31 protein-coding genes are annotated in these 25,942 nt (G+C 35.7%); 24 read left to right on the forward strand and 7 right to left on the reverse strand.

Annotation, left to right across the window (positions count from 1 at the left end; all coding sequences use genetic code 11):
- Positions 1 to 6: 6 nt before the first annotated feature.
- The 3 genes from M1D66_RS07040 to M1D66_RS07050 are packed head-to-tail and all read right to left on the reverse strand — an operon-like array spanning position 7 to position 2,330.
- The gene (locus M1D66_RS07040; RefSeq protein ID WP_137049547.1) at positions 7 to 1,074 is read right to left on the reverse strand and encodes an ABC transporter permease; all 1,068 of its coding nucleotides are present in this window, start codon (positions 1,072 to 1,074) and stop codon (positions 7 to 9) included.
- On the reverse strand, positions 1,064 to 1,945 hold the full coding sequence (locus tag M1D66_RS07045) for an ABC transporter ATP-binding protein (protein ID WP_000922137.1): 882 nt from the start codon (positions 1,943 to 1,945) through the stop codon (positions 1,064 to 1,066). The genes M1D66_RS07040 and M1D66_RS07045 overlap by 11 nt, the downstream gene beginning before the upstream one ends.
- Entirely contained in the window at positions 1,911 to 2,330 is a 420-nt protein-coding gene (locus M1D66_RS07050) for a GntR family transcriptional regulator (protein ID WP_000548027.1), read from the reverse strand. The genes M1D66_RS07045 and M1D66_RS07050 overlap by 35 nt, the downstream gene beginning before the upstream one ends.
- 166 nt (positions 2,331 to 2,496) lie before the next feature.
- Here M1D66_RS07050 and dacF point away from each other — a divergent pair, with 166 nt between their 5' ends.
- The 14 genes from dacF to M1D66_RS07120 all read left to right on the forward strand — a co-directional run bounded on the left by dacF (position 2,497) and on the right by M1D66_RS07120 (position 13,116).
- A complete protein-coding gene (dacF, locus tag M1D66_RS07055) occupies positions 2,497 to 3,687 on the forward strand; it encodes a serine-type D-Ala-D-Ala carboxypeptidase DacF (RefSeq protein ID WP_086411650.1) in 1,191 nt (396 codons plus the stop codon).
- Positions 3,688 to 3,856: 169 nt separating this feature from the next.
- The gene (gene spoIIAA / locus M1D66_RS07060) at positions 3,857 to 4,207 is read left to right on the forward strand and encodes an anti-sigma F factor antagonist (protein WP_000059135.1); all 351 of its coding nucleotides are present in this window, start codon (positions 3,857 to 3,859) and stop codon (positions 4,205 to 4,207) included.
- Positions 4,208 to 4,648: an anti-sigma F factor gene (gene spoIIAB, locus M1D66_RS07065; protein ID WP_001243398.1), complete on the forward strand. Its 441-nt coding sequence runs from the start codon at positions 4,208 to 4,210 to the stop codon at positions 4,646 to 4,648. It abuts the gene before it with no gap.
- A 12-nt stretch (positions 4,649 to 4,660) separates the two neighbouring features.
- Positions 4,661 to 5,419 carry an RNA polymerase sporulation sigma factor SigF gene (sigF, locus tag M1D66_RS07070; protein WP_000350729.1) on the forward strand — a complete coding sequence of 253 codons (759 nt, stop codon included), beginning with the start codon at positions 4,661 to 4,663 and terminating at the stop codon, positions 5,417 to 5,419.
- 135 nt (positions 5,420 to 5,554) lie between these two features.
- The gene (locus tag M1D66_RS07075) at positions 5,555 to 7,081 is read left to right on the forward strand and encodes a sodium-dependent transporter (RefSeq protein ID WP_000450088.1); all 1,527 of its coding nucleotides are present in this window, start codon (positions 5,555 to 5,557) and stop codon (positions 7,079 to 7,081) included.
- On the forward strand, positions 7,081 to 7,179 hold the full coding sequence (locus tag M1D66_RS07080; protein ID WP_000016826.1) for a methionine/alanine import family NSS transporter small subunit: 99 nt from the start codon (positions 7,081 to 7,083) through the stop codon (positions 7,177 to 7,179). The genes M1D66_RS07075 and M1D66_RS07080 overlap by 1 nt, the downstream gene beginning before the upstream one ends.
- Before the next feature lie 139 nt (positions 7,180 to 7,318).
- Positions 7,319 to 7,915 carry a stage V sporulation protein AA gene (locus M1D66_RS07085; RefSeq protein ID WP_002026275.1) on the forward strand — a complete coding sequence of 199 codons (597 nt, stop codon included), beginning with the start codon at positions 7,319 to 7,321 and terminating at the stop codon, positions 7,913 to 7,915.
- Complete coding sequence (gene spoVAB / locus M1D66_RS07090) at positions 7,908 to 8,324, forward strand: stage V sporulation protein SpoVAB (protein ID WP_078439078.1); 417 nt, start codon at positions 7,908 to 7,910, stop codon at positions 8,322 to 8,324. The genes M1D66_RS07085 and spoVAB overlap by 8 nt, the downstream gene beginning before the upstream one ends.
- 14 nt (positions 8,325 to 8,338) lie before the next feature.
- Positions 8,339 to 8,797, forward strand: a complete 459-nt coding sequence (gene spoVAC, locus M1D66_RS07095) for a stage V sporulation protein AC (protein WP_086386165.1) — start codon at positions 8,339 to 8,341, stop codon at positions 8,795 to 8,797.
- 13 nt (positions 8,798 to 8,810) lie between these two features.
- On the forward strand, positions 8,811 to 9,827 hold the full coding sequence (gene spoVAD / locus M1D66_RS07100; RefSeq protein ID WP_086386166.1) for a stage V sporulation protein AD: 1,017 nt from the start codon (positions 8,811 to 8,813) through the stop codon (positions 9,825 to 9,827).
- A gap of 3 nt (positions 9,828 to 9,830) precedes the next feature.
- Positions 9,831 to 10,181 (forward strand): stage V sporulation protein AE, encoded by a 351-nt coding sequence (gene spoVAE, locus M1D66_RS07105; RefSeq protein WP_000345916.1) that lies wholly within the window; start codon positions 9,831 to 9,833, stop codon positions 10,179 to 10,181.
- A 5-nt stretch (positions 10,182 to 10,186) separates the two neighbouring features.
- Positions 10,187 to 10,756 (forward strand): stage V sporulation protein SpoVABEA, encoded by a 570-nt coding sequence (spoVAEA, locus tag M1D66_RS07110; protein WP_001254415.1) that lies wholly within the window; start codon positions 10,187 to 10,189, stop codon positions 10,754 to 10,756.
- Entirely contained in the window at positions 10,743 to 12,215 is a 1,473-nt protein-coding gene (spoVAF, locus tag M1D66_RS07115) for a spore germination protein SpoVAF (protein ID WP_000165595.1), read from the forward strand. The genes spoVAEA and spoVAF overlap by 14 nt, the downstream gene beginning before the upstream one ends.
- A gap of 97 nt (positions 12,216 to 12,312) precedes the next feature.
- On the forward strand, positions 12,313 to 13,116 hold the full coding sequence (locus M1D66_RS07120) for a Cof-type HAD-IIB family hydrolase (RefSeq protein WP_002024734.1): 804 nt from the start codon (positions 12,313 to 12,315) through the stop codon (positions 13,114 to 13,116).
- A 31-nt stretch (positions 13,117 to 13,147) separates the two neighbouring features.
- Here M1D66_RS07120 and M1D66_RS07125 read toward each other — a convergent pair whose 3' ends face one another.
- The gene (locus M1D66_RS07125) at positions 13,148 to 14,014 is read right to left on the reverse strand and encodes a DUF1002 domain-containing protein (RefSeq protein ID WP_000850515.1); all 867 of its coding nucleotides are present in this window, start codon (positions 14,012 to 14,014) and stop codon (positions 13,148 to 13,150) included.
- A 187-nt stretch (positions 14,015 to 14,201) separates the two neighbouring features.
- On the opposite strand from M1D66_RS07125, the gene M1D66_RS07130 reads away from it, so the two are divergent.
- Both M1D66_RS07130 and ribT read left to right on the forward strand, forming a co-directional pair.
- On the forward strand, positions 14,202 to 14,639 hold the full coding sequence (locus tag M1D66_RS07130; RefSeq protein ID WP_000853782.1) for a peptidylprolyl isomerase: 438 nt from the start codon (positions 14,202 to 14,204) through the stop codon (positions 14,637 to 14,639).
- A gap of 460 nt (positions 14,640 to 15,099) precedes the next feature.
- Positions 15,100 to 15,468: a GNAT family N-acetyltransferase RibT gene (ribT, locus tag M1D66_RS07135; RefSeq protein ID WP_000908401.1), complete on the forward strand. Its 369-nt coding sequence runs from the start codon at positions 15,100 to 15,102 to the stop codon at positions 15,466 to 15,468.
- 20 nt (positions 15,469 to 15,488) lie between these two features.
- Here the strand turns inward: ribT and M1D66_RS07140 are convergent, their stop codons facing one another.
- A complete protein-coding gene (locus M1D66_RS07140) occupies positions 15,489 to 16,007 on the reverse strand; it encodes a DUF309 domain-containing protein (RefSeq protein ID WP_000283597.1) in 519 nt (172 codons plus the stop codon).
- A gap of 99 nt (positions 16,008 to 16,106) precedes the next feature.
- Entirely contained in the window at positions 16,107 to 16,202 is a 96-nt protein-coding gene (locus tag M1D66_RS07145; RefSeq protein WP_000510194.1) for a YjcZ family sporulation protein, read from the reverse strand.
- Between the two features lie 169 nt (positions 16,203 to 16,371).
- On the opposite strand from M1D66_RS07145, the gene scpA reads away from it, so the two are divergent.
- The 6 genes from scpA (at position 16,372) to phnF (ending at position 21,635) form a co-directional block, all read left to right on the forward strand.
- The gene (scpA, locus tag M1D66_RS07150; protein WP_001199753.1) at positions 16,372 to 17,115 is read left to right on the forward strand and encodes a segregation/condensation protein A; all 744 of its coding nucleotides are present in this window, start codon (positions 16,372 to 16,374) and stop codon (positions 17,113 to 17,115) included.
- Positions 17,116 to 17,273: 158 nt separating this feature from the next.
- A complete protein-coding gene (scpB, locus tag M1D66_RS07155) occupies positions 17,274 to 17,846 on the forward strand; it encodes a segregation/condensation protein ScpB (RefSeq protein ID WP_000375168.1) in 573 nt (190 codons plus the stop codon).
- A gap of 78 nt (positions 17,847 to 17,924) precedes the next feature.
- Positions 17,925 to 18,827 carry a ComEC/Rec2 family competence protein gene (locus M1D66_RS07160; protein ID WP_242555079.1) on the forward strand — a complete coding sequence of 301 codons (903 nt, stop codon included), beginning with the start codon at positions 17,925 to 17,927 and terminating at the stop codon, positions 18,825 to 18,827.
- A 211-nt stretch (positions 18,828 to 19,038) separates the two neighbouring features.
- Positions 19,039 to 20,181, forward strand: a complete 1,143-nt coding sequence (gene nagA / locus M1D66_RS07165) for an N-acetylglucosamine-6-phosphate deacetylase (RefSeq protein ID WP_006928115.1) — start codon at positions 19,039 to 19,041, stop codon at positions 20,179 to 20,181.
- Positions 20,182 to 20,185: 4 nt separating this feature from the next.
- Positions 20,186 to 20,974, forward strand: a complete 789-nt coding sequence (gene nagB, locus M1D66_RS07170; protein ID WP_001024210.1) for a glucosamine-6-phosphate deaminase — start codon at positions 20,186 to 20,188, stop codon at positions 20,972 to 20,974.
- A complete protein-coding gene (phnF, locus tag M1D66_RS07175; RefSeq protein WP_021727649.1) occupies positions 20,904 to 21,635 on the forward strand; it encodes a phosphonate metabolism transcriptional regulator PhnF in 732 nt (243 codons plus the stop codon). Before nagB ends, phnF begins: the two co-directional genes overlap by 71 nt.
- A 73-nt stretch (positions 21,636 to 21,708) precedes the next feature.
- On the opposite strand, the gene M1D66_RS07180 is transcribed toward phnF, so the two are convergent.
- Positions 21,709 to 22,515 carry an HAD family hydrolase gene (locus M1D66_RS07180; RefSeq protein WP_242555080.1) on the reverse strand — a complete coding sequence of 269 codons (807 nt, stop codon included), beginning with the start codon at positions 22,513 to 22,515 and terminating at the stop codon, positions 21,709 to 21,711.
- Positions 22,516 to 22,680: 165 nt separating this feature from the next.
- On the opposite strand from M1D66_RS07180, the gene glcT reads away from it, so the two are divergent.
- A complete protein-coding gene (gene glcT / locus M1D66_RS07185; protein WP_000073858.1) occupies positions 22,681 to 23,529 on the forward strand; it encodes a glucose PTS transporter transcription antiterminator GlcT in 849 nt (282 codons plus the stop codon).
- 339 nt (positions 23,530 to 23,868) lie between these two features.
- Positions 23,869 to 25,932 (forward strand): PTS glucose transporter subunit IIABC, encoded by a 2,064-nt coding sequence (ptsG, locus tag M1D66_RS07190; RefSeq protein WP_000475799.1) that lies wholly within the window; start codon positions 23,869 to 23,871, stop codon positions 25,930 to 25,932.
- The last annotated feature ends 10 nt before the right edge of the window (positions 25,933 to 25,942 follow it).

The raw sequence follows: 25,942 nt of genomic DNA on the forward strand, positions 1-25,942 counted from the left end.
TCTCCTTTAAAAAACTTTATAGTTTGTAAGACGTGATAATATAAAATAAGTGACGATTCCAAATAAAAAGAATCCAACATAGTAACTAAATAATAAATCAAAACGTTTTAACATTTGCCCACCTATTAATGCAAAATAAAAGGTAGTACCCCACATCCAGAGTGAGTTGTATTTTGGAAAAAGGAAAATTTTCTTATTATGTTCATTAGGTGATCGTGCATAAAGAAACATACCAATTAGTAAGCTGGAAATAGTATAGAAGATAGGAACAAGTATTACTTTTGCAGAGTAGTAACTATGAAAAGTGGGTCCCCTTTGTATTACTTTTCCATGATCTTCATCTGATTGGACAGTAGGGTGGTAATTATAACTAATTGAAAAGTCTAATATAGCGCTTGAAATGTTGGTCTTTTTATTGAATGTATAAATGTTTTCGAAATTCGTATAACTTTTATTCCCCTGTATTGCCTCAGCGTGAGCTGTAAAGAAAAGGAGTAAGAGTGAAAAAATTCCCATTCCCATTATGCAAAAAGTAATGCTGAAGATGCTTTGTGAAATAATACTGCCAGTAAATGTACCTATACATAAAGAGACAGTATAGATAGCGATATATGTGAAAATTGCGTACAGGAAATATCGATGAAATGGTTCGAAAGATTGATATTCAAAGTGAATCGTAGATTTATAAATAAAATACATAAGACCCCAATTGATTAGAAATGATAGTACAATGAAAAATCCACCGAAAACCCATTTCGATAAGAACATATCACGTCTTTTAAATGGAAATGTCATAAGTGAATCTCCATTTTGATTACTTCGCTCCCAGCCAATTAATATACAGGATAGGATAATTGTAATAATACCTAACCAAAAGCTATTAGAAGAATAAAAAGAATAATGATAGTAGAACTTTTCTTCACCTATTTTTTCTGGATGGAGAAAGAGAGACTGTTGAGTTTCTGCTGCTTGATAGTATTCGAAAGATAAAAAATAAAGTGAACTGAAGAGAAAAAGTAACGCAGCATATTTCCCGCGCTTCCAATTCCACATCCACAACGCTTTATGAAACATATCCATCCTCCTCCAGTGTCGTAACGAAGACATCTTCAAGTGACATTGTTAATTCTTCAATGAGCAGTGGTTGCTCTTTATAAAACTTCTCCAGTGTTGTAGCCACATTTCCCTCAATTAAAATCGTATACACTTTTCCTGTTTGATTTAATATTTTAATATTGCTTAAGTTTTCTAGTTTTTGAGGTAATGAACGCTCGTAAGCTACTTGTATTTTTGCAAATTGTGATTTTGCATCGTCTAGTGACGTAATAGATGCTACAGTATGTCCTTTTAACATAATGATTGTATCTGCAATTTGTTCCACTTCATCTAAATGATGGGTAGAGATGAAAATGGTAATTTCTTTTTCTGCAACTTCTCCAACGAGAAACTGTAAAATCTGTCTTTTAACGATAGGATCAAGTCCGTTTGTTGGTTCATCTAAAATAATATATTCTGCTTTTGCAGCAACAGCTAAAATGATGGCAAGCAGTGCTTTCATTCCTTTTGAATAACTACGAATTCGTTTGTTTGGTAAGTTGAAACGTTCTAGTAGTTCGTAGAAATATGGTTCATCAAATGCTGTATAAACTGCTTTATAAAACTTCACGATTTCTTTTACTGTATAACCGTTCAGTATGTTAGTAGAATCCGGAACATATACGATTTTTTGTTTCGTTTCAGGATTTTTATGGATGTCGATATCCTCATATGTAACAGTTCCCTCGTCTGGGTCTAAAATGCCGACCATCGTTCGTAATAAAGTTGTTTTTCCCGCGCCGTTTCTTCCAAGTAATCCGACGATACTACCTTTTTGTAATGTGAAAGAAACATCGTCTAAAATTGTTTGATTATCAATTGTTTTCTTCAAGCTTGTCACTTTCAACATCCGTATTCCCTCCAATCTCTTTATAGTATGAATCTATCCAATCATGAATTTTATCTTTCGTAATACCAAGATAAGAGGCTTCTAATAGTAATTGATGAAATTGCTTTTCAACCATAGCGATTTTCCTTTCGTCTAATGTTGGGGTAATCGATTGGGATACAAATGTTCCTTTTCCTCGTAACGTTTCAATAATTCCTTGTCTCTCTAACTCTTGATACGCTTTACTCACTGTATTTGGATTTATAACGAGTAAAGAAGCGAGTTCGCGTACAGAAGGAAGTTTATCACTTGGAGCCAACATGTTTTTCAATACGAGTTCTTTTATATTTTGAACAATTTGTTCCCATATCGGAGTGTTGCTTCTTGGATCAAGTTGAATATGCAAGAGCAATGTCTCCTTCCTCATATGTATTAAGTGTACTACTGTGTGTAATACACTTAATACAATATAGGGGGAGAATGTGTTTGTCAACTAAAAATGTTAGAAAAATTTGGTATTAAAAAAAGATAAATTGGAAAAAATAGGTCTGATATAGAATGGAGGGTTAGTCATGAAGCGAGTTTTTGGAATACTTTTTTGTTTCATGTTATTGCTTTCTGGAACTTCAGTGAGTTTCGCGCAATCTGAGAAAACGAAGCCAGAGAAAACAGAAGAAACAACGCCGAAGTTAGCGGAACAAGCGTCGTCAGCAATCGTAATTGAGCAAGATACAGGTAAAGTTTTATTTGATAAAAACCCAAATGAAAAATTACCACCTGCTAGTATGACAAAGATTATGACAATGCTTTTAATTATGGAACAAGTTGAAAAAGGAAAATTAAAACTGACCGATAAAGTTAGAGCGAGTGAACATGCAGCTTCAATGGGTGGATCGCAAATCTTTTTAGAACCTGGGGAAGAGATGACTGTAAATGAGATGTTAAAGGGTATTGCAATTGCATCTGGAAATGACGCATCTGTTGCAGTAGCCGAGCATATTGCAGGTTCAGAAGAAGGATTTGTAAATATGATGAACAAAAAGGCGAAAGATTTAGGGCTGAAAAATACACATTTTCAAAACCCAACAGGTCTTCCGGCCAAAGACCATTATTCGACAGCAAATGATATGGCTATAATGGCGAGAGAATTGATGAAGTATCCACTTATTCGTAAATACACAGGTAAGTACGAAGATTATTTACGTGAAGATACGGATAAAAAGTTTTGGCTCGTTAATACGAATAAGCTAGTACGTTTTTACCCTGGCGTAGATGGAGTAAAAACAGGTTTTACGACAGAAGCGAAATATTGTTTAACAGCATCGGCTGAAAAAAATGGCATGCGTGTCATTTCAGTTGTCATGGGAGCACCAACATCAAAAGAACGGAACAACCAAGTGACGAAGCTTCTTGACTATGCATTTGGACAATATATGACAAAGAAATTGTATACGCGTGGCGAAAAAATTAAGACAGTTCAAGTAGGGAAAGGGAAAAAAGAAAAAGTAGATTTAGTTGCATCAGATAATGTTTCTCTTCTTATGAAGAAGGGCGAGAATATGGACAAGGTAAAACAAGAAGTAATTGCTGAAAAGAAAGTAAAAGCACCGATTAAAAAAGGTGACGCGCTTGGTACACTTGTTATTAAAAAAGATAAAGATGTTTTATTAAAACAAACAATTGTAGCAAAAGAAGATGTTGCTGCAGCGAGCTGGTGGGAGTTATTTAAAAGAAGTTTTGGGATGTTTTCAACATCAAAATAGCGGCAAATATTTTGCCGCTTTTCTATTCGTATATAAGTGAATAATGCTGAAAGGTTTCACTTTATGACGAAATAGTTCTTCTTTTGTCAGCAGGAAGGATTCTTATTTTGTATCACGAAAATCTTTATGTATGTGAATAAGTAAAGTTTGAGCATAAGGAGGAAATCGTGTGAGTCTTTCCATGCAATTAGAAGTAAAACGTGACGTCCTATGTGTGAGACTAGAGGGTGAATTAGATCATCATACGGCTGAAGAGTTGCGAACGAAAGTAACAGATATGATTGAGACACATGGTGTTCATCATATTGTTTTGAGCCTAGAGAACTTATCTTTTATGGATAGTTCTGGTCTAGGTGTTATATTAGGCCGATATAAACACGTAAAGGGATTAGGTGGAGAAATGGTTGTTTGTGCAATTTCACCGCCTGTTAAGCGTTTATTTGAAATGTCGGGCTTATTCAAAATCGTTCGCTTAGAAGAAAGTGAAGCGCACGCGCTCGCGACGTTGGGGGTGGCATAGATGAGAAATGAAATGAACCTTCAATTTTCAGCATTAAGTCAAAATGAATCGTTCGCTCGCGTTACTGTGGCGGCTTTCATTGCACAACTAGATCCAACGATGGAAGAATTAACGGAGATTAAAACAGTTGTGTCAGAAGCGGTTACAAATGCAATTATTCATGGATACGAAGGAAATGCAGAAGGTATTGTTTATATTTCTGTAATTTTGGAAGAAGCAATGGTGAAACTCACGATTCGAGATGAAGGGATTGGAATCTTTAACTTAGATGAAGCGAGACAACCCCTTTTTACAACTAAACCTGAATTAGAGCGTTCCGGAATGGGATTTACTATCATGGAAAATTTTATGGATGAAGTAGAAGTTATTTCAAACGAATCTTTCGGGACAACAATCCATTTGACAAAATACTTATCAAATAGTAACGCTCTATGCAATTAAGGAGAATAGCCTATGGACATAGAGGTCAAAAATGAGAAGAAGAAACCTCAGTTAAAGGACCACGAGCTAAAAGCGTTAATTCAAAAAAGTCAAGATGGAGATCAACAAGCGAGAGATACAATCGTTCAAAGTAATATGCGCCTCGTTTGGTCGGTTGTACAGCGGTTTCTTAATCGAGGATACGAACCAGACGACCTATTTCAAATTGGATGTATTGGGCTCTTGAAATCGGTAGATAAATTTGATTTATCTTTCGACGTGAAATTTTCAACATATGCAGTTCCAATGATTATTGGTGAAATACAACGTTTCTTACGTGATGATGGATCAGTGAAAGTTAGTAGGTCTTTAAAAGAAACAGGAAACAAAATTCGAAAGATGAGAGATGAGCTTTCGAAAGAATTCGGAAGGGCTCCAACGATTAATGAAGTGGCAGAGGCACTAGAACTAACGCCAGAGGAAGTTGTTCTAGCACAAGAAGCGAGCCGGGCCCCTTCATCTATACATGAAACTGTATATGAAAACGATGGAGATCCAATCACTATTTTAGATCAAATTGCAGATCAATCTGAAACGAAATGGTTCGATAAAATTGCTTTAAAAGAAGCGATTAGAGAACTAGATGAACGAGAGCGCTTAATTGTATACTTGCGTTACTATAAAGATCAGACACAATCAGAAGTAGCAGAGCGCATAGGCATTTCGCAAGTACAAGTTTCAAGACTTGAAAAGAAAATATTAAAACAGATGAAAGATCGAATAGACGAATAATTGTCTATTCGATTTTTTTATGCTGTTAATAGGAGAGAGATGTTAATTTTCTCAAAAATTAACAGAATTTATTGATAATTTAGTTAATTTGAAATATAATCCAAGTATGAACTTGTCATAAAGGGGGAAGGAAACATGGAAACGAGGCAACAATGGGGAACGAGAGCTGGATTTATTTTTGCAGCGGTCGGATCTGCCGTTGGATTAGGAAACATATGGCGTTTTCCTTATACAGCGTATGAAAATGGAGGAGGAGCATTCTTTTTACCGTACTTATTTGCATTATTAACGACTGGTATTTCATTGTTAGCGTTTGAGTTTGCCCTTGGTCATCGTCACCGTGGTTCAGCACCACTTACATTTTTCCGTATTAGCCCGCGTGCCGAATTTATTGGATGGTGGCAAATGTGCGTAACATTTATCGTTTCAACATATTATGCAGTGATTATTGCTTGGTCTATATCGTATACATACTTTGCAATTACTGGAGCATGGGGAAAAGACACGCAATCATTTTTATTTAAAGAGTACTTACATGTTGCAGATAAGCCAGGACAATTTGGAGGACTTGTACCGGAAGTATTAATTCCGTTAGCTCTCGTTTGGATTATTGTGCTTGGCGTTGCATTTAAAGGAGTTAAAAAAGGAATCGAAGTTGTTAACCGTATATTTATTCCTTTATTAGTTGTTATGTTTCTTATTATCGTCGTTCGTGCAGTGACGATGGAAGGCGCTATGCAAGGACTAGATGCATTCTTTAAACCAGATTGGAGTCGTATTTTTGATGGGAAAGTATGGCTTGCTGCTTATGGTCAAATATTCTTTAGTTTATCTTTAGCATTTGGAATTATGATTACGTATTCTAGTTATTTACCGAAAAACTCGGATACAACAAATAATGCCTTTATTACTGGATTTGCAAACTCAGGATTTGAATTATTAGCAGGTATTGGGGTCTTTGCAGCTCTTGGATTCATGGCAAATAATATGGGAGTACCGGTTGATAAAGTAGCAAGTGCTGGCGTTGGGCTTGCGTTCGTAGTATTTCCACAAATTATTAATGAATTGCCGATGTCACCGTTGTTTGGTGTATTATTTTTCTTATCGTTAACGGTTGCTGGAATCACCTCACTTATTTCACTCGCGGAAGTATGTTTTGCCGCTGTATCTGAAAAATTCAGTTTAAGTCGGGAAAAAACCATTGGAATTATGGGAACCCTTCTCGTGTTAGTTTCTCTTGTATTTGCAACACGTGGTGGGCTTATGTTCTTAGATGTTGTCGACTATTTCGCTAATAATTTCGGATTAATTACAATTGCACTTGCGGAAGTAGTTACGATAGGGCTCATTTTACGTCGTTTACCAGTTTATCAAAATCATGCCAACTTTGTATCTGATATTAAATTAGGAACGTTTTGGAGAGTGAGTTTACTCGTTATTACTCCACTTATGTTAGGGTATATGCTAATTGATGGTACAATCCAAAATATTAAAAAGAATTATGGAGATTATCCGACTGAGTTTGTTGTAACGTATGGTTGGTCGATAGCAGCAGCATTCCTCATAGTTGCAATAATCATTGGCCTGAAAAAATGGGATGCACAAATTCATTCGGATTCTGCCAAGCTTGAAAAAGAATGGAAAGATCGAGGTGTTTCATAATGAGTGGATCAGCGATTATGATGATGGTTATTGGAATAGTAGTCATTTGGGGAGGGCTTGCATTAAGTATTGCAAACTTATTTAAGAAAAAGGCATAAGTAAAAAACATCTGTACCGAAATGGTGCAGATGTTTTTTTATGAAAAAATTGTATTAGAAAAAAATTCAATAACCATACTACAACTACGAGGAAGAGTGAAGGGGTGAATGAAAGTTGGAACAAACGATTTATATTAAAATGCGCAATCGTTTAAAAGTTTCTCCTACTTATGAAGTAAAGCTGGGCGATGTTGCTCAACTTGCCGGAGATTCTTCCGTAGTTGAGTTGTTACAAAATGAGATAGTTTACAAAATAACAGCGCATGATAAGACGCATGTTGTAATTGATGTTATGAAAGTAATTGAGATTATTCAACAGAAAGCATCTCATGTACAAATTAATTTACTCGGTTCTGGACAAACTCTTGTTGAAATTATATACGAAAAAAAGAAGACACACCCAATTTTTTTCGGGCTTGTATGGCTGTTACTGTTCATTGGAGCGGCCCTTGCGATCATTTATTTCCATGAAGATGTAAGTATGCAACAAGTACATCAACGGTTATATTACATGATTACTGGAGAATTTAATGCACAACCACTTTTATTTCAAATTCCTTATTCTTTAGGTCTTGGCTTAGGGATGGTTTTATTTTTTAATCATGTATTTCAAAAGCGAATTAATGAAGAGCCGAGTCCGTTAGAAGTTGAGATGTTTCAATACCAACAGTCACTTGATCAGTATGTAATCGTTAATGAAAACAAGGATAATATGAAACAACTTGCCGATGATTGAGTCTGGATTTGTTATTTTAATTGGTTTAGCTGGAGGGATTGCGGTAGGTAGCGGATATGTCGCATTTTTAGCTGTACTTGGTATAATCCCCCGTTTAGCCCAATTAACGAGAAGTGGAAAGCATATTCAATATTTTGAGTGGGCAGTCATTGCAGGTACTTTAACAGGGGCTTGGTGCAGTTTGAAAAACATTACATTTCAAACGTCGCAATACTGGCTCGTTATATTAGGGATATTTTGTGGCACGTTCATCGGAATGCTTGCTGCGGCATTAACAGAGGTGTTAAATGTTCTACCTATTTTAGCGAAACGAGTAGGGATAGAGGGGAAGATTATTGTTTTACTCGTTGCTCTTGTACTTGGGAAAGTAATAGGATCGTTGTTTCACTGGATTTATTTCGTAAAGTAGGAGGCAGTATATAAATGACAAGTCAGAAATTGAAGGATGATTACATAAATAAAGTGAAGGAGTATCATCCAAAGCCAAACTATTTACTAAATTGTATGAAAGCATTTCTTGTAGGTGGACTCATTTGCACAGTTGGAGAAGTATTGATGAAATTTTATATACATTATTTTCACTTCAGTGAACAAGAGGCAGGAAACCCAACTGTTGCAACCCTTGTTTTATTATCCGCGATTTTAACAGGGTGTGGTGTATATGATAAAATCGGTCAATTTGCTGGAGCAGGATCAGCGGTACCGGTAACAGGATTTGCAAATTCTATGGCGAGCGCTGCCTTAGAACATAAGAGCGAAGGGGTTGTTCTAGGGATTGCTACAAATATGTTTAAACTGGCAGGAAGTGTGATTGTATTTGGGGTTGTTGGTGCATATATCATTGGGTTAATAAGGTATACCTTTAAAATTTTTATGTCTTAAAGGAGGGGCTAGTATGAGGTTGACCGGAAAACAAACGTGGGTATTTCAAAATGACATATATGTGAATGCAACGGGTACTGCTGTCGGTCCGAAAGAAGCTGAGGGCCCTCTTGGGAAAAAATTTGATATTTCATATGATGAATTGCATTGTGGAGAAGAAAATTGGGAGCTCGCCGAACGAAGATTAATGTCAGACTCAATTCAACAAGCAGTGCAAAAAGGGAATATAAAAACATCGCAAATTGATTTCTTTTTAGCAGGAGATTTATTAAATCAAACAGTGACAGCAAATTATGTTGCGCGTAAGTGGGGCATTCCTTTTTTAGGAATGTTTAGCGCTTGTGCGACGTCTATGGAGACTTTAGCAGTTGGCTCAGCTTTTATAGACGGTGGATTTGCAAATCGTGTTTTAGCTACAGTAAGTAGTCATAATGCAACGGCTGAAAGACAATTTCGCTATCCAACAGAGTACGGTGGACAAAAGCCAGGGACAGCAAATTCAACTGTGACTGGTGCAGGGTCTATATTAATTAGCAATGAAAAAAGTGCAATTAAAATTACGTCGGCTACAATTGGAAAAGTGCAAGATTTAGGAATCACAAATCCTTTGGATATGGGAGCAGCGATGGCTCCAGCAGCAGCTCATACAATTCAACAACATTTTGAAGATTTAAGAAGAAGTGCCGATGATTATGATTTGATTGTTACGGGTGATTTATCAGCTGTTGGGACGCCGATTGCGAAACAACTTTTACTTGAGGAAGGTTATGATCTTGGGCATATATACAATGATTGTGGATTGATGATTTATGAATCAAGTCAAGAAGAAGTGTTTGCAGGTGGTAGTGGTTGCGCTTGTTCAGCAGTTGTCACATATGGTCATTTATTACACGAGATGCAAAAAGGGAATTTACAACGAATTTTTGTCGTTGCGACTGGTGCATTATTAAGCCCGATGATGATGCAACAAAAGGAAACGATTCCAACAATTGCACATGGTGTCGTATTTGAGAGAGTTAAAGGAGAGTGAATTGTGGATTTTATATATGCATTTCTTGTAGGTGGAGTTATTTGTTTAATTGGGCAACTATTGTTAGATTTTGTAAAGTTAACACCAGCTCATTTAATGGCAACTTTTGTAGTCATCGGAGCAATTTTAGATGGATTTGGATTGTACGATAAACTAATAAAGTTTGCAGGTGCTGGAGCAACAGTCCCTATTACAAGTTTTGGACATTCACTATTGCACGGAGCAATGCATGCAGCAGAAAAACATGGATATTTAGGAATTGGTATTGGCATGTTTAGTTTAACGTCTGCGGGCATTTCCGCAGCGATATTGTTTTCGTTTTTTATAGCACTTATATGTAAACCGAAAGGATAAATCAAATGAGACGAAGGGTTGTTTTGGTCACAGATGGAGATGAATATGCAAAGCGGACAATTGAGCTTTTAACGAAGGAATTTGGGGGAAGGTGTATTTCAGCATCACAAAGTAATCCAACCAAATTGACAGGGAAAAAAGTTGTTGAGCTTATTATGCAAACGCCATATGACCCTGTATTTGTCATGTTTGATGACAGTGGATTTATTGGAGAAGGATCTGGTGAAAAGGCTTTAAAATATGTGGCTACCCATAAACAAATTGATGTGCTCGGTATTTTAGCGGTAGCGTCTAATACGCATCATTGGGAATGGGCACGTGTAGATGTAAGTGTAGATCGGAACGGGAATTTAACCGAATACGGTGTTGATAAATTTGGACTTCCAGATGGCGAAATTGGCAGAATTAGCGGAGATACAATTTATTGTTTAGATGACTTGAATGTTCCTGTCATCGTTGGAGTCGGTGACATTGGTAAGATGTGTGGAAATGATGAATGGGAGAGGGGATCACCTATTACGAAGAAAGCAATTCAATTAATTTTGGAAAGGAGTGGTTTTTATGACGAAGCCTAAAAAAGTGGATATCCCTATATCAACTTTCATAAGTGACAATGAAAATTATTTAAAGCAGACAGTAGGACTAGGCGTTACATACGATGTTGGCATTCGTAAATTTCAAATTTTGAATAAAGAAATTGGTGTGTTATTTGTAAACGGACTTTGTGATACAAATTATATTATCCCTATTTTAGAAGAAGCGGTGGATACAAATGAGATAAGGGATGTAGAAGAAGATACAGTGAAGCTTTTAGAGAATCGCTTAATCCATCAACAAGTAAGTAAAGTGAAAACGATGGATGAGGTAATGCTCCAAGTATTATCAGGACTCATCGTGATATTTGTGGAAGGTGAAACGGAAGCGTTCGCAATCGATGTTCGTAGTTATCCAGGGCGAACGCCGACAGAACCAGATACCGAAAAGGTAGTACGCGGTGCAAGGGATGGATTTGTTGAAAATATCGTTGTAAATACAGCATTAATCCGTAGAAGAATTCGAGATCCACGTCTTCGAAATGAAATGGTTCGAGTAGGAGATAGATCACAAACGGATATTTGTATTACATACGTTCAAGATGTTGCAAATCCAGATTTAGTAAAGATTATAAAACAAGAATTAAATAACATCGATGTAGATGGAATTACGATGGCGGATAAAACAGTAGAAGAATTTGTTGTAAAGCAAAGCTATAACCCATTCCCACTTATTCGATATACAGAAAGGCCAGATGTAGCAGCAAATCATCTACTAGAAGGACATGTGTTAGTACTTGTTGACACATCGCCAAGTGCTATGATTACACCGACAACATATTTTCATCATTTACAGCACGCGGAAGAGTTTAGACAAAATCCAGCTGTCGGTACATTTTTACGCTGGGTGCGCTTTTTAGGTGTTATATTCTCGTTATTTTTATTACCATTTTGGTTAGTGTTTGTATTTGATCCAACTCTTTTGCCAGCAAATCTTGCTTTTATTGGACCGACTAAGATGACGCATTTACCAATTTTATTACAGGTGTTAATGGCAGAGGTCGGACTTGAGTTTTTAAGGATGGCAGCCATTCATACTCCAACGCCGTTATCGTCTGCAGCAGGGTTGATTTCCGCTATATTAATTGGTCAAATTGCAATTGATGTAGGTTTGTTTGTGCCAGAAGTAATTTTGTATGTAGCAGTTTCGATGATTGGTGCATATGCAACACCGAGTTATGAATTAGGATTAGGGAATAAGGTTGGGAAATTGTTTGTTATTATTTTAACAGGCCTCTTCCATGAGATGGGATTTGTAATTGGTATGACGATATTAATTTTATTTTTAACGTCTATAAAAAGTTTACAAACACCTTATTTATGGCCGTTTTTACCATTTGATTGGGGCGCATTAACAAAAATTTTACTCCGTCCAACGATGTCTAGTTTAAAAGTACGACCAAGTATTGTAAGACCTCAAAATGTAAAAAGACAAAAATAAACGGGATTATACACCCGTTTATTTTTTTTAGCAAAAATTTATTATTTTTTAACAAAAATCAAACATTTTTTGTGTACACTTAGAGTAGATATTGTGTATGGAAGGGGAAGAGGACATGATTAAATTATTTGTAAGTGATTTAGATGACACGCTCGTTTACGATGTGAATCATATGCAAAAAGAAGATGAACGTGCGCTGTGTTGGTTAGCTGAGAAAGGGACAAATATTTGTTTTGCCTCTGGCCGCTTTACACACAGAATTGATGAAGTTGTAAAAAGGTTTTCATTCCCATATTACACAACTGGCTTAAATGGAGCGACAATGTTGCTTCCGGATGGAAATTTATTTCATGAATCGAGTTTTGAAAATGTGGTTGCCCAGGAAATATATCGATATATACATAAAAAAGGACTAGCGGATATTGTTTGTGCAAATGAGCAGCGATATACAAAAAGGAAGAATGAACATCACCATAATTTTGAAGCGTATATGGGCGTGCATATCGCTGAAATTGAAGCGTTAGAAGAAGAGTTTGGTAAGACTGTACACCCTGCAAAATTGTTTGTTTTTGGAGAAGAAGAGAAAATTGTGACGTTAGATCAAGAGCTACGAGATATGTTTCAAGGCGAAGCGGAAGTTTTTATATCAGGTAAACGCTATGTTGATATTATGCCAAGAGGCGTGAGTAAGGGGAGTGCTCTAAAGCGACTAATGGACCATTTGCAAATTGAAGCAAATGAAGTTGCTTGTATTGGAGATTCTTTCAATGATATTTCTATGTTTGAAGTAACCCCGCATTCATTTACTCTTCATCATGCCCATCCATATGTAAAGGAGAAAGCAAATCATATAGTGCGTTCGGTTGAAGAGGCTGTTATGAAATTACCGTTACTTGTATAAAAAAGAAGCCCGTCACTGGCGGGCTTCTTTTTTACTTGAATAAAGATTTAACAAAATCAATGATACTTGAGAAGAAATCTTTCACTTTATCTAGAAAACTTTGTCCTTCTTCAGAACCTAAGAAGGCAGAAACGTGTTCTTTTGCTTTGTTTAATTGACTACCAACTTGATTCCAATCGATATTAAGATTTTTCATTTTATCAAATAACGATACTAAGTTATCTAACTGTTCATCTGTCAATGTAATGCCGAGTTGATCAGCAATTTTTTTAATTAATGAACGTAAATCTTCTGTTGTTTTTGGCTGTTCTTTTGCAATTTCTTCTTTAATTTTTGCAACAAGTTGAACTGCTTTTTCTTCACCAATTTTATCACCAAGCTGGGCTGTTTGTACCATTTCTTCATTCGCTACTTTTTTAACTTCTTCAGGAATTTGTTTATTGGATGCAGTTTCGTATGCTTTCATTAATCCAGTTAAAGCTGCAGTTCCTGAAACTTTAAAAGGTGCAGTAATTTGAATTTCTGCATCTTTTACACCTGCTGTAATCAAAGCGTTAGTGTACATTGCATCTGTTACCCAGTTAATGTTCTTTGATCGTACAATAAGACCAGATCCTGGTTTTGTGTATGTAATCATAGAAGAAGAAATTGCTCTCGTACCAATTTGTGCTTTTGGAACAATGCCTTCTAGAAATTTATGTTCTTCCGCATTAGATACAGTAATAATTGTAGCATCTTTCGGTGCTTTCATTTCTTTTAACAGATCTTGTTTTTGTTGTTCAGATAAGTTCTCTCCTAATGTAACAATTGATTCTCCCTCGATGATGTCTGCAAACGAAGCTGTTGGCATCATAAATACCGTTACAGCTAATAGCAGAGCTAGTAATTTCGTTTTCACGAAAAATCGCTCCCTTTCTCTTTCTAAAATTTTCGGGCAACAAAGTTATTATAGTATATATTTCTTATTTGTCACCTAGCTTTTTCCACATTTCAAAAAAGAAGTATCTAGATTGTCGGATTCTTTTTGTTTCTAGTCATGAATGTGGTAATATAGTGCTGAGATAGTTGAAAGGAGACATATACGTATGAAAACTTTAGGATACATATTAATGGAAAACGGTGAAAAAATCGACTTGGAATTTTTCCCAGAAGAAGCACCGAAAACAGTAGAAAACTTTAAAAAATTAGCAGAGCAAGGATTTTATGACGGTGTTACATTCCACCGTGTTATTCCTGGCTTCGTAAGCCAAGGTGGAGACCCAACAGGTACAGGTGCAGGTGGCCCAGGATACTCTATTCCATGTGAAACTGATGGAAACCCTCATAGACACCTTGTAGGATCACTTTCTATGGCTCACGCTGGCCGTAACACAGGCGGTAGCCAATTCTTTATCGTTCATGAGCCACAGCCGCATTTAGATGGTGTTCATACTGTATTCGGTAAAGCAACAAGCGGTATTGAAACAGTATTAAAAATGCGTCAAGGCGATGTAATGAAAGAAGTTAAAGTTTGGGAAGAATAAGGTAAGGAAAAAGAGAGCTTTTGCTCTCTTTTTTATTTTTAATGAGATTGAGTACTACTTCTACAGCTCATCATACAAGTAGTATTGTTGCTAAAATATATTGCTTGTGAGAACAAACCTTTAACCAATTACATAGAATACATTACATTATATGTTTCAATAAATATTTTTTGTTATGTTAATTTTGCTAGAATTGTGCTGCTTTAGAGTAACTATAAATGAAGTGCTGTTGAATGATATGTTTCTTTCCATTCCATATAAAATTTTCTTTTTTTAACTCTATTTATTAAAGGAATAGTGCTGAAACATAGATTTGACTTTCTTCTTTTCGCTTTGTATGATTATCAAGTTGTTTTAGACTCTTCTCACTCTGTTGAAAATATTGTAAAATGAATGTGATATGAAAAGAGTGATTGAGGGGATTACTAGTTTGTAACTTTTGTAAGAAGGGATAAGGGTTATGTTAATTCGTTTTAAAAAAAGTTATGAAAAAATTGCAATGGGGCTTCTTTCGTTTATGCCAACTGAAAAAGATGTGAAAACATTACAATTGACAATGAAAGAATATGAAGCAAAAGATGATTGGCAATTGTATTTGTGGAAAGAAAATGAAGATTTTGTTGGAATAATGGGGATTGTAAAAAAAGAGAATCAAGTATTAGAAATTCAGCATTTGAGTGTGAACCCGTCTCACCGTCATGTGGGGATTGGGACGAAGATGGTTCAAGAGTTAAAGAGTAAATTTCTTGAGTTTACAATTTGCGGAAATGAGCAAACAGCAAGTTTTTGCGAAAAATGTAAAGGGCTAGAACAAAATATACATTCGTGAAAGCAGAGATAAGTAGTTTATTATCTCTGCTTTCTTTTTTGTAATTGTTCGTTTCGTTCAGTGATGACCTCTGTGCGATCACGCAAAGTGTGCTTGTTTATAATATATTCACCTGGGATAGCATTCAAGTCTTTCCAAGAGAGGTTTTGTTTTTGACATAACTCTATGCACTGCTTCTCTAACGATGAATCTGATAAGGGTAAAAATAAAGGTACAAAACGTTCTTTTTTATGGATAGATTGCAATCTTTCATTGAGCAAGGAAAGAAGTTGTACTTGATTAATTCCTAAACGTTGTAAAGGCACACCGCTTTTTTCTAAAATTGTAATTGCGCTTTTCATCATTTTTGTAGAACCATTCCAATTAGCACGTCTTTGGTGGTATAAAGAAACTGCAATTTGAATGAGACCAACTAAGTAATGATCACGATTACCTCTTGGTTTTGTCTTCCAATACTCTTCTAGTATTTCGTGGCATTCAAAATAGTCATAATCTCCATGGAAATGAATTAAAAATTGTATGTATTCGGTAGGATACATGTTTTCTCGCTCCTATCTAACGGTTATACATATAAGTGTATCATAGAAATATGAACAATAAACGACTAGGAGGTTTCCCCCTAGCCGTTATTGTTCATATTAGCAGAAGCAAGCTGCTCCTACAATAATTAGTAAAATAAACAGTACAACAAGTAATGCGAACCCACCGCTAAAACCACAATCAACGTGACCCATAGTTTTTTGACCTCCTACATTGTTCTTACTACACTGTTATCATATGAAGTGGTGGGCATGATGACATAGGCATCGGTCTATTTTTAATTAAATTTCTTAAAAAGGTTGGATAGAACATGAGTATGCTCTATACTTATGTTGTTATAGAAAAAATGTGGTGGGATGCTTTGTGCAATATAATTTTAAAGTAGAGGCTTTTGAAGGGCCGTTAGATCTATTGTTACATTTAATACATCGTTATGAAATTGATATATATAATATTCCTGTAGCAGATATTACAGAGCAATATTTATCTTATGTGCATACGATGAAAGAACTTCAATTAGATGTTGCAAGTGAGTATTTAGTAATGGCTGCAACGTTATTACAAATTAAAAGTAAGATGTTGTTGCCGAAACATGAAGAAGATGTACTTGATAACGGTGATGATTTTATAGATGATCCTCGTCAAGAATTGATGGAGAGGTTAATTGAATATAAGAAATATAAGCAAGTTGCTACTGAGTTAAAAGAAAGAGAACAAGAAAGAGCACAGCTATATACACGTCCACCAATTGACTTTACATCGTTGCAACAAGAAGAGGAGACAAGCTTACCTCTTGATGTTACGTTATATGATATGCTAGCAGCATTTCAAAAATTAATGCGCCGTAAAAAGGCAAAAAAACCTGTAACAACACGTATTACTCGTCAAGAAATACCAATTGAACAGCGAATGACTGATATTTTAAAACAGTTAAAAATAAAGGGTGGTCGCCAAAGTTTTTATGATTTGTTTGTTGATGATGAACGTGAAATAATGGTTGTAACATTTTTAGCAGTTCTGGAACTTATGAAAAATCAACAAATCATAATTGAGCAAGAACATAATTTTGATGAAATTTTCGTATCAAGCTCTAATAAATCTGCATAGAGCAAGTATGTGAAAATGGGATAGCAACATTTTGTCTCATGCTATGTTTTAATGTATCGTTTGGAACAAGAGAAAAAATATTGAACCGAACGCATTAATTGTGATTCGGTTTTTTGATGTGTATTTTTATGAGAAAATAGAAGGAAGGAGCTCGTGAAATGGATAGGAAAGAACAAAAGTCAATTATTGAAGGCCTTTTATTTGTTTCTGGTGATGAAGGGATTTATCCAGAACAAATAGCGAAAGTTCTTGAAATTGAAATGAATGAAGCAATTAATATTTTAGAAGAAATGCAACAAGAATGTGAAGGTGCAAACCGTGGTTTGCAAATTGTACAGTATGCAAAAGTATATCGTTTTGCTACAAAGAAAGAACATGCTTCATATTATCAAAAATTAATAGATACACCAACAGCTGCTTCACTCTCACAAGCTGCCCTCGAAACGTTAGCGATTGTTGCATATCGCCAACCAATCACAAGGACTGAAATGGAAGAGATTAGAGGAGTTAAAACTGATAAGGCGTTACAAACGTTGGTTTCACATTTACTTATAAAAGAAATGGGAAGAGCAGAAGGACCAGGGCGTCCTATTTTATACGGAACAACAAAAGAATTTTTAGACACATTTGGATTGAAAACATTAGATGATTTACCACCGCTTTCTGAAGAGAATGAACAAATGAATGAAGCAGATTTATTCTTCGGTTCCTTACAAGAGATATCGAAATAAAAGCTTAGCATTTTGCTAAGCTTTTTTTGTATATCAATTATTTACAGTGCCATACTAAATGAAAAAAGGAGACGAGTTATGAGAGGTATGCGGATTATTTTATTATTAGTTTCTGTTTTATTATGTTTTTCTTTAAATAGCGCATCAGCTAAAAGGTATATGTTGTCCATTCATACTACGTCTCCTTTACATATGCATCGGCAACATCTTAGTAAAATGAAAGTGAGCTTTTTAAAAGTGGGGCAAGGTGACGCAACACTTATTATAATGCCAAATGGACAAACAATGTTAATTGATGGAGGACCTTATGAAGCAGGAGAGGTTATTATTCAGAAATTAATTGAGAAAGGGATTAATCATTTAGATGTAATTGTCAGTACGCATCCCGATATGGATCATATAGGGGGGTTAATTCCAATTGTAGAGCAAATGCCGGTATCGCTTATATTAGATAGCGGAAAAACATATAGTTCTCTTACTTATCATACGTATCGGAATAATATAAAAAAAAGAGGGATACCTTTCGTTTCAGTAAAGGAAGGACAATATATACCGCTGGATCCACATGTTTCTATACAAGTATTAAACAACGGGAAATCAAAAGATGAAAATAATGAATCCTCAATTGTTTTAAAGGTGCGATATGGAAAAGCGGATTTTTTATTAATGGGTGACGCGGATGTACGGACAGAACATGAAATATTAAAACAATTTGATGTCCATGCAGATGTGTTAAAAGTGGGGCATCACGGCTCATATACTTCAACAAGTGAAACGTTTATAAAAAAAGTGGAACCGCAGTTTGCTATTTTGTCGTACGGGAGTAGTAATCCGTATGGACATCCTCACCAAAGTGTAGTGAAACGCTTAAAAAGGCACGGTATAATGGTATATAGAACGAATAAAAGTACAGTAGAAATGGAAACAGATGGTGAACATATTATGTTAGAGTCTAGCGGGTTAATGCCATTATTGAAGTGATTTCTATATTAGGGGGCGATACTGTCCCTTTTTGGAAAAATGAATAATATATATTATAATTATAAGAGACGTAAGAAATTTCCTTTTCTGTTGAATAAAAAGGAAATTTTATTAGAATGTATAGACAACTACTCGTGTGTATATTAAGATGGAACTAGGCGAATAAGGTAATAATAACAAGTAGGTAATTCATGGGAAAGGATCGATGAAAATGAAAACGCAAATTGTCATCAATGCCAAAATTTACACAGGTCAAGAAATAGTGGAAAACGGATTTATTCGTTACGCAGAAACCATTAAAGAAATTGGTTTGATGGCTCAATATGTACCACAAGAAAATGAAACTGTTTTTGATGCTACAGGGAAGATTGTAATTCCAGGTATGATCGATGTTCATATTCATGGTGGATACGATATTGATGCGATGGATGCAAATAGCGATGGGTTAGTAACTCTAGGTAAAGAAATGTTAAAAGAAGGGGTTACAACTTACTTCCCAACAACAATGACACAAGCTCCAGAGGCAATTGAAGCAGCGTTAACTGCTGCAAAAGAAGCAAAAGAAAAAGGAGCGCATTTCGAATATATTCACTTAGAAGGACCTTATGTTTCAAAGAAACGTGCAGGTGCACAACCACTTGAACATATCGTTCCTGCAAATATTGAGCAATTTAAACAATGGCAAGAAGCAAGTGGGAATTTAATTAAATTAGTAACATATGCACCAGAAGAAGAGGGAGCATTAGAGTTTGAACAATATCTTGCTGAAACTGGTGTAGTTGGCACAATGGGGCATACAGATGCAATTGATGGGCAACTAAAAAATAGAAAAATTACACATGCAACACATTTATACAATCAAATGCGTGGATTACATCACCGTGAACCAGGAGTTGTTGGTCATGTGTTATTAAATCCAGATGTAATGGTTGAAGTAATTACAGATGGTATTCATATTCACCCTGATATGGTGAAATTAGCATATAAGTTAAAAGGACCAAAAAAAGTAAGTGTTATTACTGACGCAATGCGTGCAAAAGGTCTTGAAGATGGATTATATGAGCTTGGCGGACAGCCAGTACATGTAAAAGATGGTAGTGCTCGATTAGAAGATGGAACGTTAGCTGGTAGTATTTTAAAAATGGATCAAGCTTTCCGAAATGTAATTGAATTTACAGGTTGTTCAATCGAAGATGCAGTACTGATGACATCAGTTAACCAAGCAGAAGAGTTTGGATTAAATAATAAAGGTGCATTAGCGGTAGGAAAAGATGCAGACTTTGTTGTGATGAATGAAGATTTACATGTATATGATACGGTTCGTTTAGGAATTCATATGAAGGAAGGGAAGTAATTAAATGAATATTCTTGTTGTAAAAACTCCAGAAGAACTAGCAGAAGCAGGTTATAAATTAATTGAAGAAGTTGTAAAAACAAAAGAAAATCCAACATTAGGAATGGCTACAGGAAGCTCTCCATTAGGTATTTATGCAGAAATGCGAAAAAATAAACTTGATACAAGCCGTGTAACCACTGTAAACTTAGATGAGTACGTAAATTTACCACATGAAGATAAAAACAGCTATCACTATTTCATGCAAGAACAGTTGTTTGATCATCTTCCATTTAAACAAACTTATGTACCAAACGGGATGGCAAGTGATTTAGAGGAAGAGTGCAAACGTTACGAGAGCATTCTAGCTGCTAACCCAGTTGACCTACAGATTCTTGGAATCGGTGAAAACGGTCACATCGGATTTAATGAGCCAGGAACACCGTTTAATTCTCCAACAAACATTGTTGAATTAACAGAATCTACACGCCAAGCAAACCTTCGATTCTTCGAAAAAGAAGAAGATGTGCCAACTCATGCGATTACAATGGGAATTGGAAGCATTATGAAAGCGAAACAAGTTCTACTTGTTGCTATGGGTTCTAAAAAGGCAGAAGCTGTTAAAGAATTATTGCAAGGTGAATATAGTGAAGAGTGTCCGGCTACAGTTTTACAACGTCATCCGAATGTAACCGTAATCGCTGATCAAGAAGCTCTATCTTTATGCAGTGAGGCGATTGCTGATGAACATCGACAAGTATTCACCATTTCCGATCTATTATCAGATTCAAGAGTGGGTGAAACAGCTAATTGAGGACGGCGAATGGAAGCCGGGAGATAAAATCCCATCTGAGAATGAACTTTGTGATAAGTTCGAAGTGAGTCGAATGACAATCAGACAGGCGATTAATAATTTAGTGGAACAAGGCTATTTATATCGGAAGCGTGGAATTGGAACATTTGTCCAACTTCCGAAAGTGGAACAAAAATTGCAAGGAATGACGGGATTCACAGAAGACATGATTTCTCGTGGGATGAACCCAAGTAGTCAATTACTTAGTTTCCGCCTAGTTCCAGCTACTGCTAAAATAGCAGACCGGTTGAGAATACAGGAGGGGGAATCGGTTTATGAAGTGAGGCGTATTCGCTTAGCTGATGATGAACCGATTGCTTTTGAGACGACATATTTGTCGCCAGCTCTTGTAAAAGATATTAACGAAGAGATATTGCAACAATCTTTATATGAACATTTAGAGAAAAAACTGGGCTTTAAACTTGTTAGCGCTACTCAGTCAATTGAAGCTTCCGTTGCGACGGAAAATGAAGCTGAACATCTGCATATTCCTAAAAAGGCGCCTGTACTTGTAATGCGTCAATGGTCATATTCAGAAGGTGAGGTACCGCTAGAGTACGTGAAATGTATTTATCGTGGAGATCGTTATAAATTTATTACGAATATCGCACGTAACAAATAGTATATTTCAGTTTGTGAAGTACAGTGGAATTGAAAATGGTTAACATGTAAAGAAATAAAAATACGACTCATCCTTATAAGGAATGAGTCGTATTTTTATTATGAGCAATTACGTGGTTAACAGCATCTTTGACGTGATTTACTACATAGTGAGCGTGATTTTTTACTGCATCATCTGCTTGTGACATAGCAAAACTGTGAGGAGTTAAAGAAAACATAGGAATGTCATTGTAAGAATCCCCTATACAAGCAATTTCCTCAGGTTTTATTTGAAACTCATTTAATAAAACAGAAATGGCAGAGCCTTTACTAACATTCGGTGGCATTACATCTAAACATTGTTCTGCTGAGATGAAAGTACTAACTTTCCCGTGGAATTTTTCATCAATTTTTTTCTGAAGGAGTTGTAAGCTTTCCTTTGTTCCACCGACAGAAATTTTATTTGGGAAAATTGTATCATCAATCTTCTGTAGTAAGTTTGGTTCTTCAACAGAAGTCATAGTTACTTGTTGTTCAAGTTCTTGAATAAAAGGTGTTTTCTCTTCAATGTAATAATTATGCTCATCACTTACATAACGGAAATAAGGCTCTTCACTCGTCATAGCTAACAAATCGGGAAGTATGCTGGAATCAAAAGTTGCAGATAATAGTTGTTTATTTTCATGTGTATATACAAAAACACCATTTACACTAATACGATGAAAATTTGTATTTACAGCTTTCATTAAGTCTGCAATTTCATTATCAAGTCTTCCGGAAGCGAAGCAAAGAATAACATTTTGTTCGGCAAGGCTGCGCAGTGCCGCAACATCTTGTTCATCAATAAGACCTCCGTGTTGCATCATTGTACCATCGATATCACTTACAAACATTTTAATCATGCTGTTATCTCCTTTCTATGTACAGTTGCTCTTACATTATACGCATCATATATAAACATGTCTAAAAAATGAATTTTTATTAAATGGCAGATGTTTTACATTGACGACAAAGAAGAATATTCTGTAACATAAAAGTAGGCTATTTAAGTACGAGGGTGGTGTTATATGAGTAATTATCTAGAAATTAAAAAAGTTTTAAATAATAATGTCATCATTGCTAGCCATCCGGAACACGAGGAAGTAGTAGTGATTGGTAAAGGAATTGGATTTGGGAAAAAAGCGAAAGATGTATTGGAGCAAGAACAAATCGAAAAAATGTTTGTCTTAAAAAATGAACGTGATCGTGAACAATACAAATTATTAGTGCCGCATATTAGTGAAAAATTAATTGAATTGATGAACGATATTATGCTGTACATTCAAGGAAAAGCGAAATCTCCACTAAATGAACATATTCATATTGCGTTAACAGATCATATTTCATTTGCGATTAAAAGGTTAAAACAAGGACTTACAATTGATAACCCTTTTTTAGTTGAAACAAAAATGCTCTATCCAGAGGAATATGAAATTGCGGAAGGTGTTGTAGAACTTTTAAATTCTCGTTTGCAAATTACATTGCCTGAAGGAGAAATTGGTTTTATTGCACTGCACATTTACAGTTCGCTTACAAATTCTGATTTATCTTCAGTTAATCAAAACTCCCGTCTCATTGCACAACTTGTATCTTTAATTGAGACAAACTTACAAATTACATTAGATCAAGAGAGCATTCATTATTTACGTCTTATTCGTCATCTTCAATATGCTATTGAGAGGGTGAAAAAAGGAGAAAAAGTAGAGGAATCGCAAAGTTTTGCTGATTTATTAAAGGCGGAGTATCCAGTTTGCTATAACTTGGCTTGGAAGCTAGTTAAGGTCATGCAAAAAGAGTTGCAACTACCTGTATATGAAGCTGAAAGTATTTATTTAACGATGCACTTGCAACGCTTAGTAAAGGCAGAGCATGTGTAAAAAGTCATATATTTTTGTCTAAAATGAAAACGTTAAAAAAAATGATTGAATCGCTTACAATAGTTATGTATAATAACTATTGCAAAGTTATACAAATTTCGACAAACACATTAAGGTGAGTAACGAAAACGTTTGCCTTAATTATAGTGAACTTATACGTAAACCTATTTTTGACACGTGTTACTGATTCGATCAGGCATGAGTGGAGAAAAGTAAGGAATGTAAGCTAGAGAAAGGGATATACTACCCTTTGTATAGCTATCGTTCTATCTTTTTTTCCTCATGTCTTTTTGGCGTTTGTCGGAAGGTATCAATATAGATAAGAGAGGAAGGGTTTCCATGTTTAAGAATATCTTTGGTGTTCTTCAAAAAGTCGGAAAAGCGTTAATGCTTCCAGTAGCGATTTTACCGGCGGCAGGTATTTTACTTGGATTTGGTAATGCATTTCAAAATCCACAGTTAACAAATGTTATTCCTGCTTTAAAAGCAGATTGGTTCGTAATGGTTGCAAAAATTATGGAACAATCTGGTGATATTATTTTCGCTAACCTTGCATTATTATTCGCAGTTGGGGTAGCAATTGGTTTAGCTGGTGGAGACGGAGTAGCTGGTTTAGCAGCATTCGTCGGCTACTTAATTATGAACAAAACGATGAGTGTGTTCTTAGAAGTAGATAAGCTAGTGAAAGTAACAAGTTCTGGAGCAGACCCAGTAAAAATTGGATTTGCAGATCCAGCGTATGCAAACGTACTAGGTATTCCAACGCTACAAACAGGGGTATTTGGTGGTATTATCGTCGGTATAGTAGCGGCATATTGCTATAATAAATACTTCAACATTGAATTACCATCATACTTAGGTTTCTTTGCAGGTAAGCGTTTCGTACCGATCGCAACTGCAACATTCTCTTTAATAGTAGGTATTATCATGTGCTTCGTTTGGCCATACATTCAAGGTGGCTTAAACACGTTCTCACATCAAATGATTGATGCAAATAGAACAATCGCAGCATTTATATTCGGTTTAATTGAACGTTCATTAATTCCATTTGGATTACATCACATTTTCTATTCACCGTTCTGGTTCGAATTCGGTCAGTATACAAATGCAGCTGGCGAATTAATCCGTGGTGACCAAAAAATCTTTATGGCACAGTTAAAAGACGGTGTAGAATTAACAGCAGGTACATTTACAACTGGTAAGTATCCGTTCATGATGTTCGGTCTTCCAGCAGCAGCTTTAGCAATGTACCATGAAGCACGTCCAGAAAATAAAAAATTAGCAGCAGGTATTTTAGGTTCTGCAGCATTAACATCTTTCTTAACAGGTATTACAGAGCCACTTGAATTTTCATTCTTATTCGTAGCGCCAGTATTATTCGGAATTCACGCTGTATTTGCTGGTCTATCATTTATGACAATGCAAATTTTAGGTGTTAAAATTGGTATGACATTCTCTGGTGGTTTAATTGACTTCCTATTATTCGGTGTACTACCAGGCCGTACAGCATGGTGGTGGGTAATTATTGTTGGTCTTGTACTAGCAGTTATTTACTACTTCGGATTCCGCTTTGCAATTCGTAAATGGAATCTAAAAACACCTGGTCGTGAAGTGGCAAATGCAAATGACGGCGCAGGAAAAGCAGAAGCAGGCGAACTTCCTCGTGAAGTATTAGTAGCACTTGGTGGTAAAGAAAACATTGCTTCTTTAGATGCTTGTATTACTCGTTTACGTGTTCAAGTTAACGAACAAAAGAATGTAAACAAAGACCGCTTAAAAGAACTTGGAGCAGCTGGTGTACTTGAAGTTGGAAATAACATTCAAGCTATTTTCGGACCGAAATCTGACACATTAAAATCACAAATTCATGATATTATGTCAGGTCGTACACCTCATGTTGAAAAAGAAGAACCTGTAAAAGTGGAAGAAACTCCTCAAAAAGTTGATGAAAATGAAACGATTGTATCACCAATCGAAGGGAAAATCTTACCAATTACAGAAGTGCCTGACCAAGTATTCTCAGGAAAAATGATGGGAGACGGATTTGCAATTGAGCCAACTGAAGGAACAGTAGTTTCTCCAGTGAACGGTGAGATTGTCAATGTATTCCCTACAAAACATGCGATTGGTATTCAATCTGAAGGCGGAAAAGAAATTTTAATCCACTTCGGTATTGATACTGTAAAATTAAATGGTGAAGGTTTTGAAGCGCTTGTAGCACAAGGCGACAAGGTGAAACAAGGCCAGCCATTATTAAAAGTAGATCTTGCATTTGTAAAAGAAAATGCACCATCTATCATTACACCAATTGTCTTTACAAACTTACAACAAGGGCAACAAGTCGAATTGAAAAAAGATGGAAATGTTAAGAAGGGCGAAACCGCTATTATTGACATTCAGTAGGAATTTGACG

Source organism: Bacillus sp. PK6-16, from assembly GCF_056530295.1.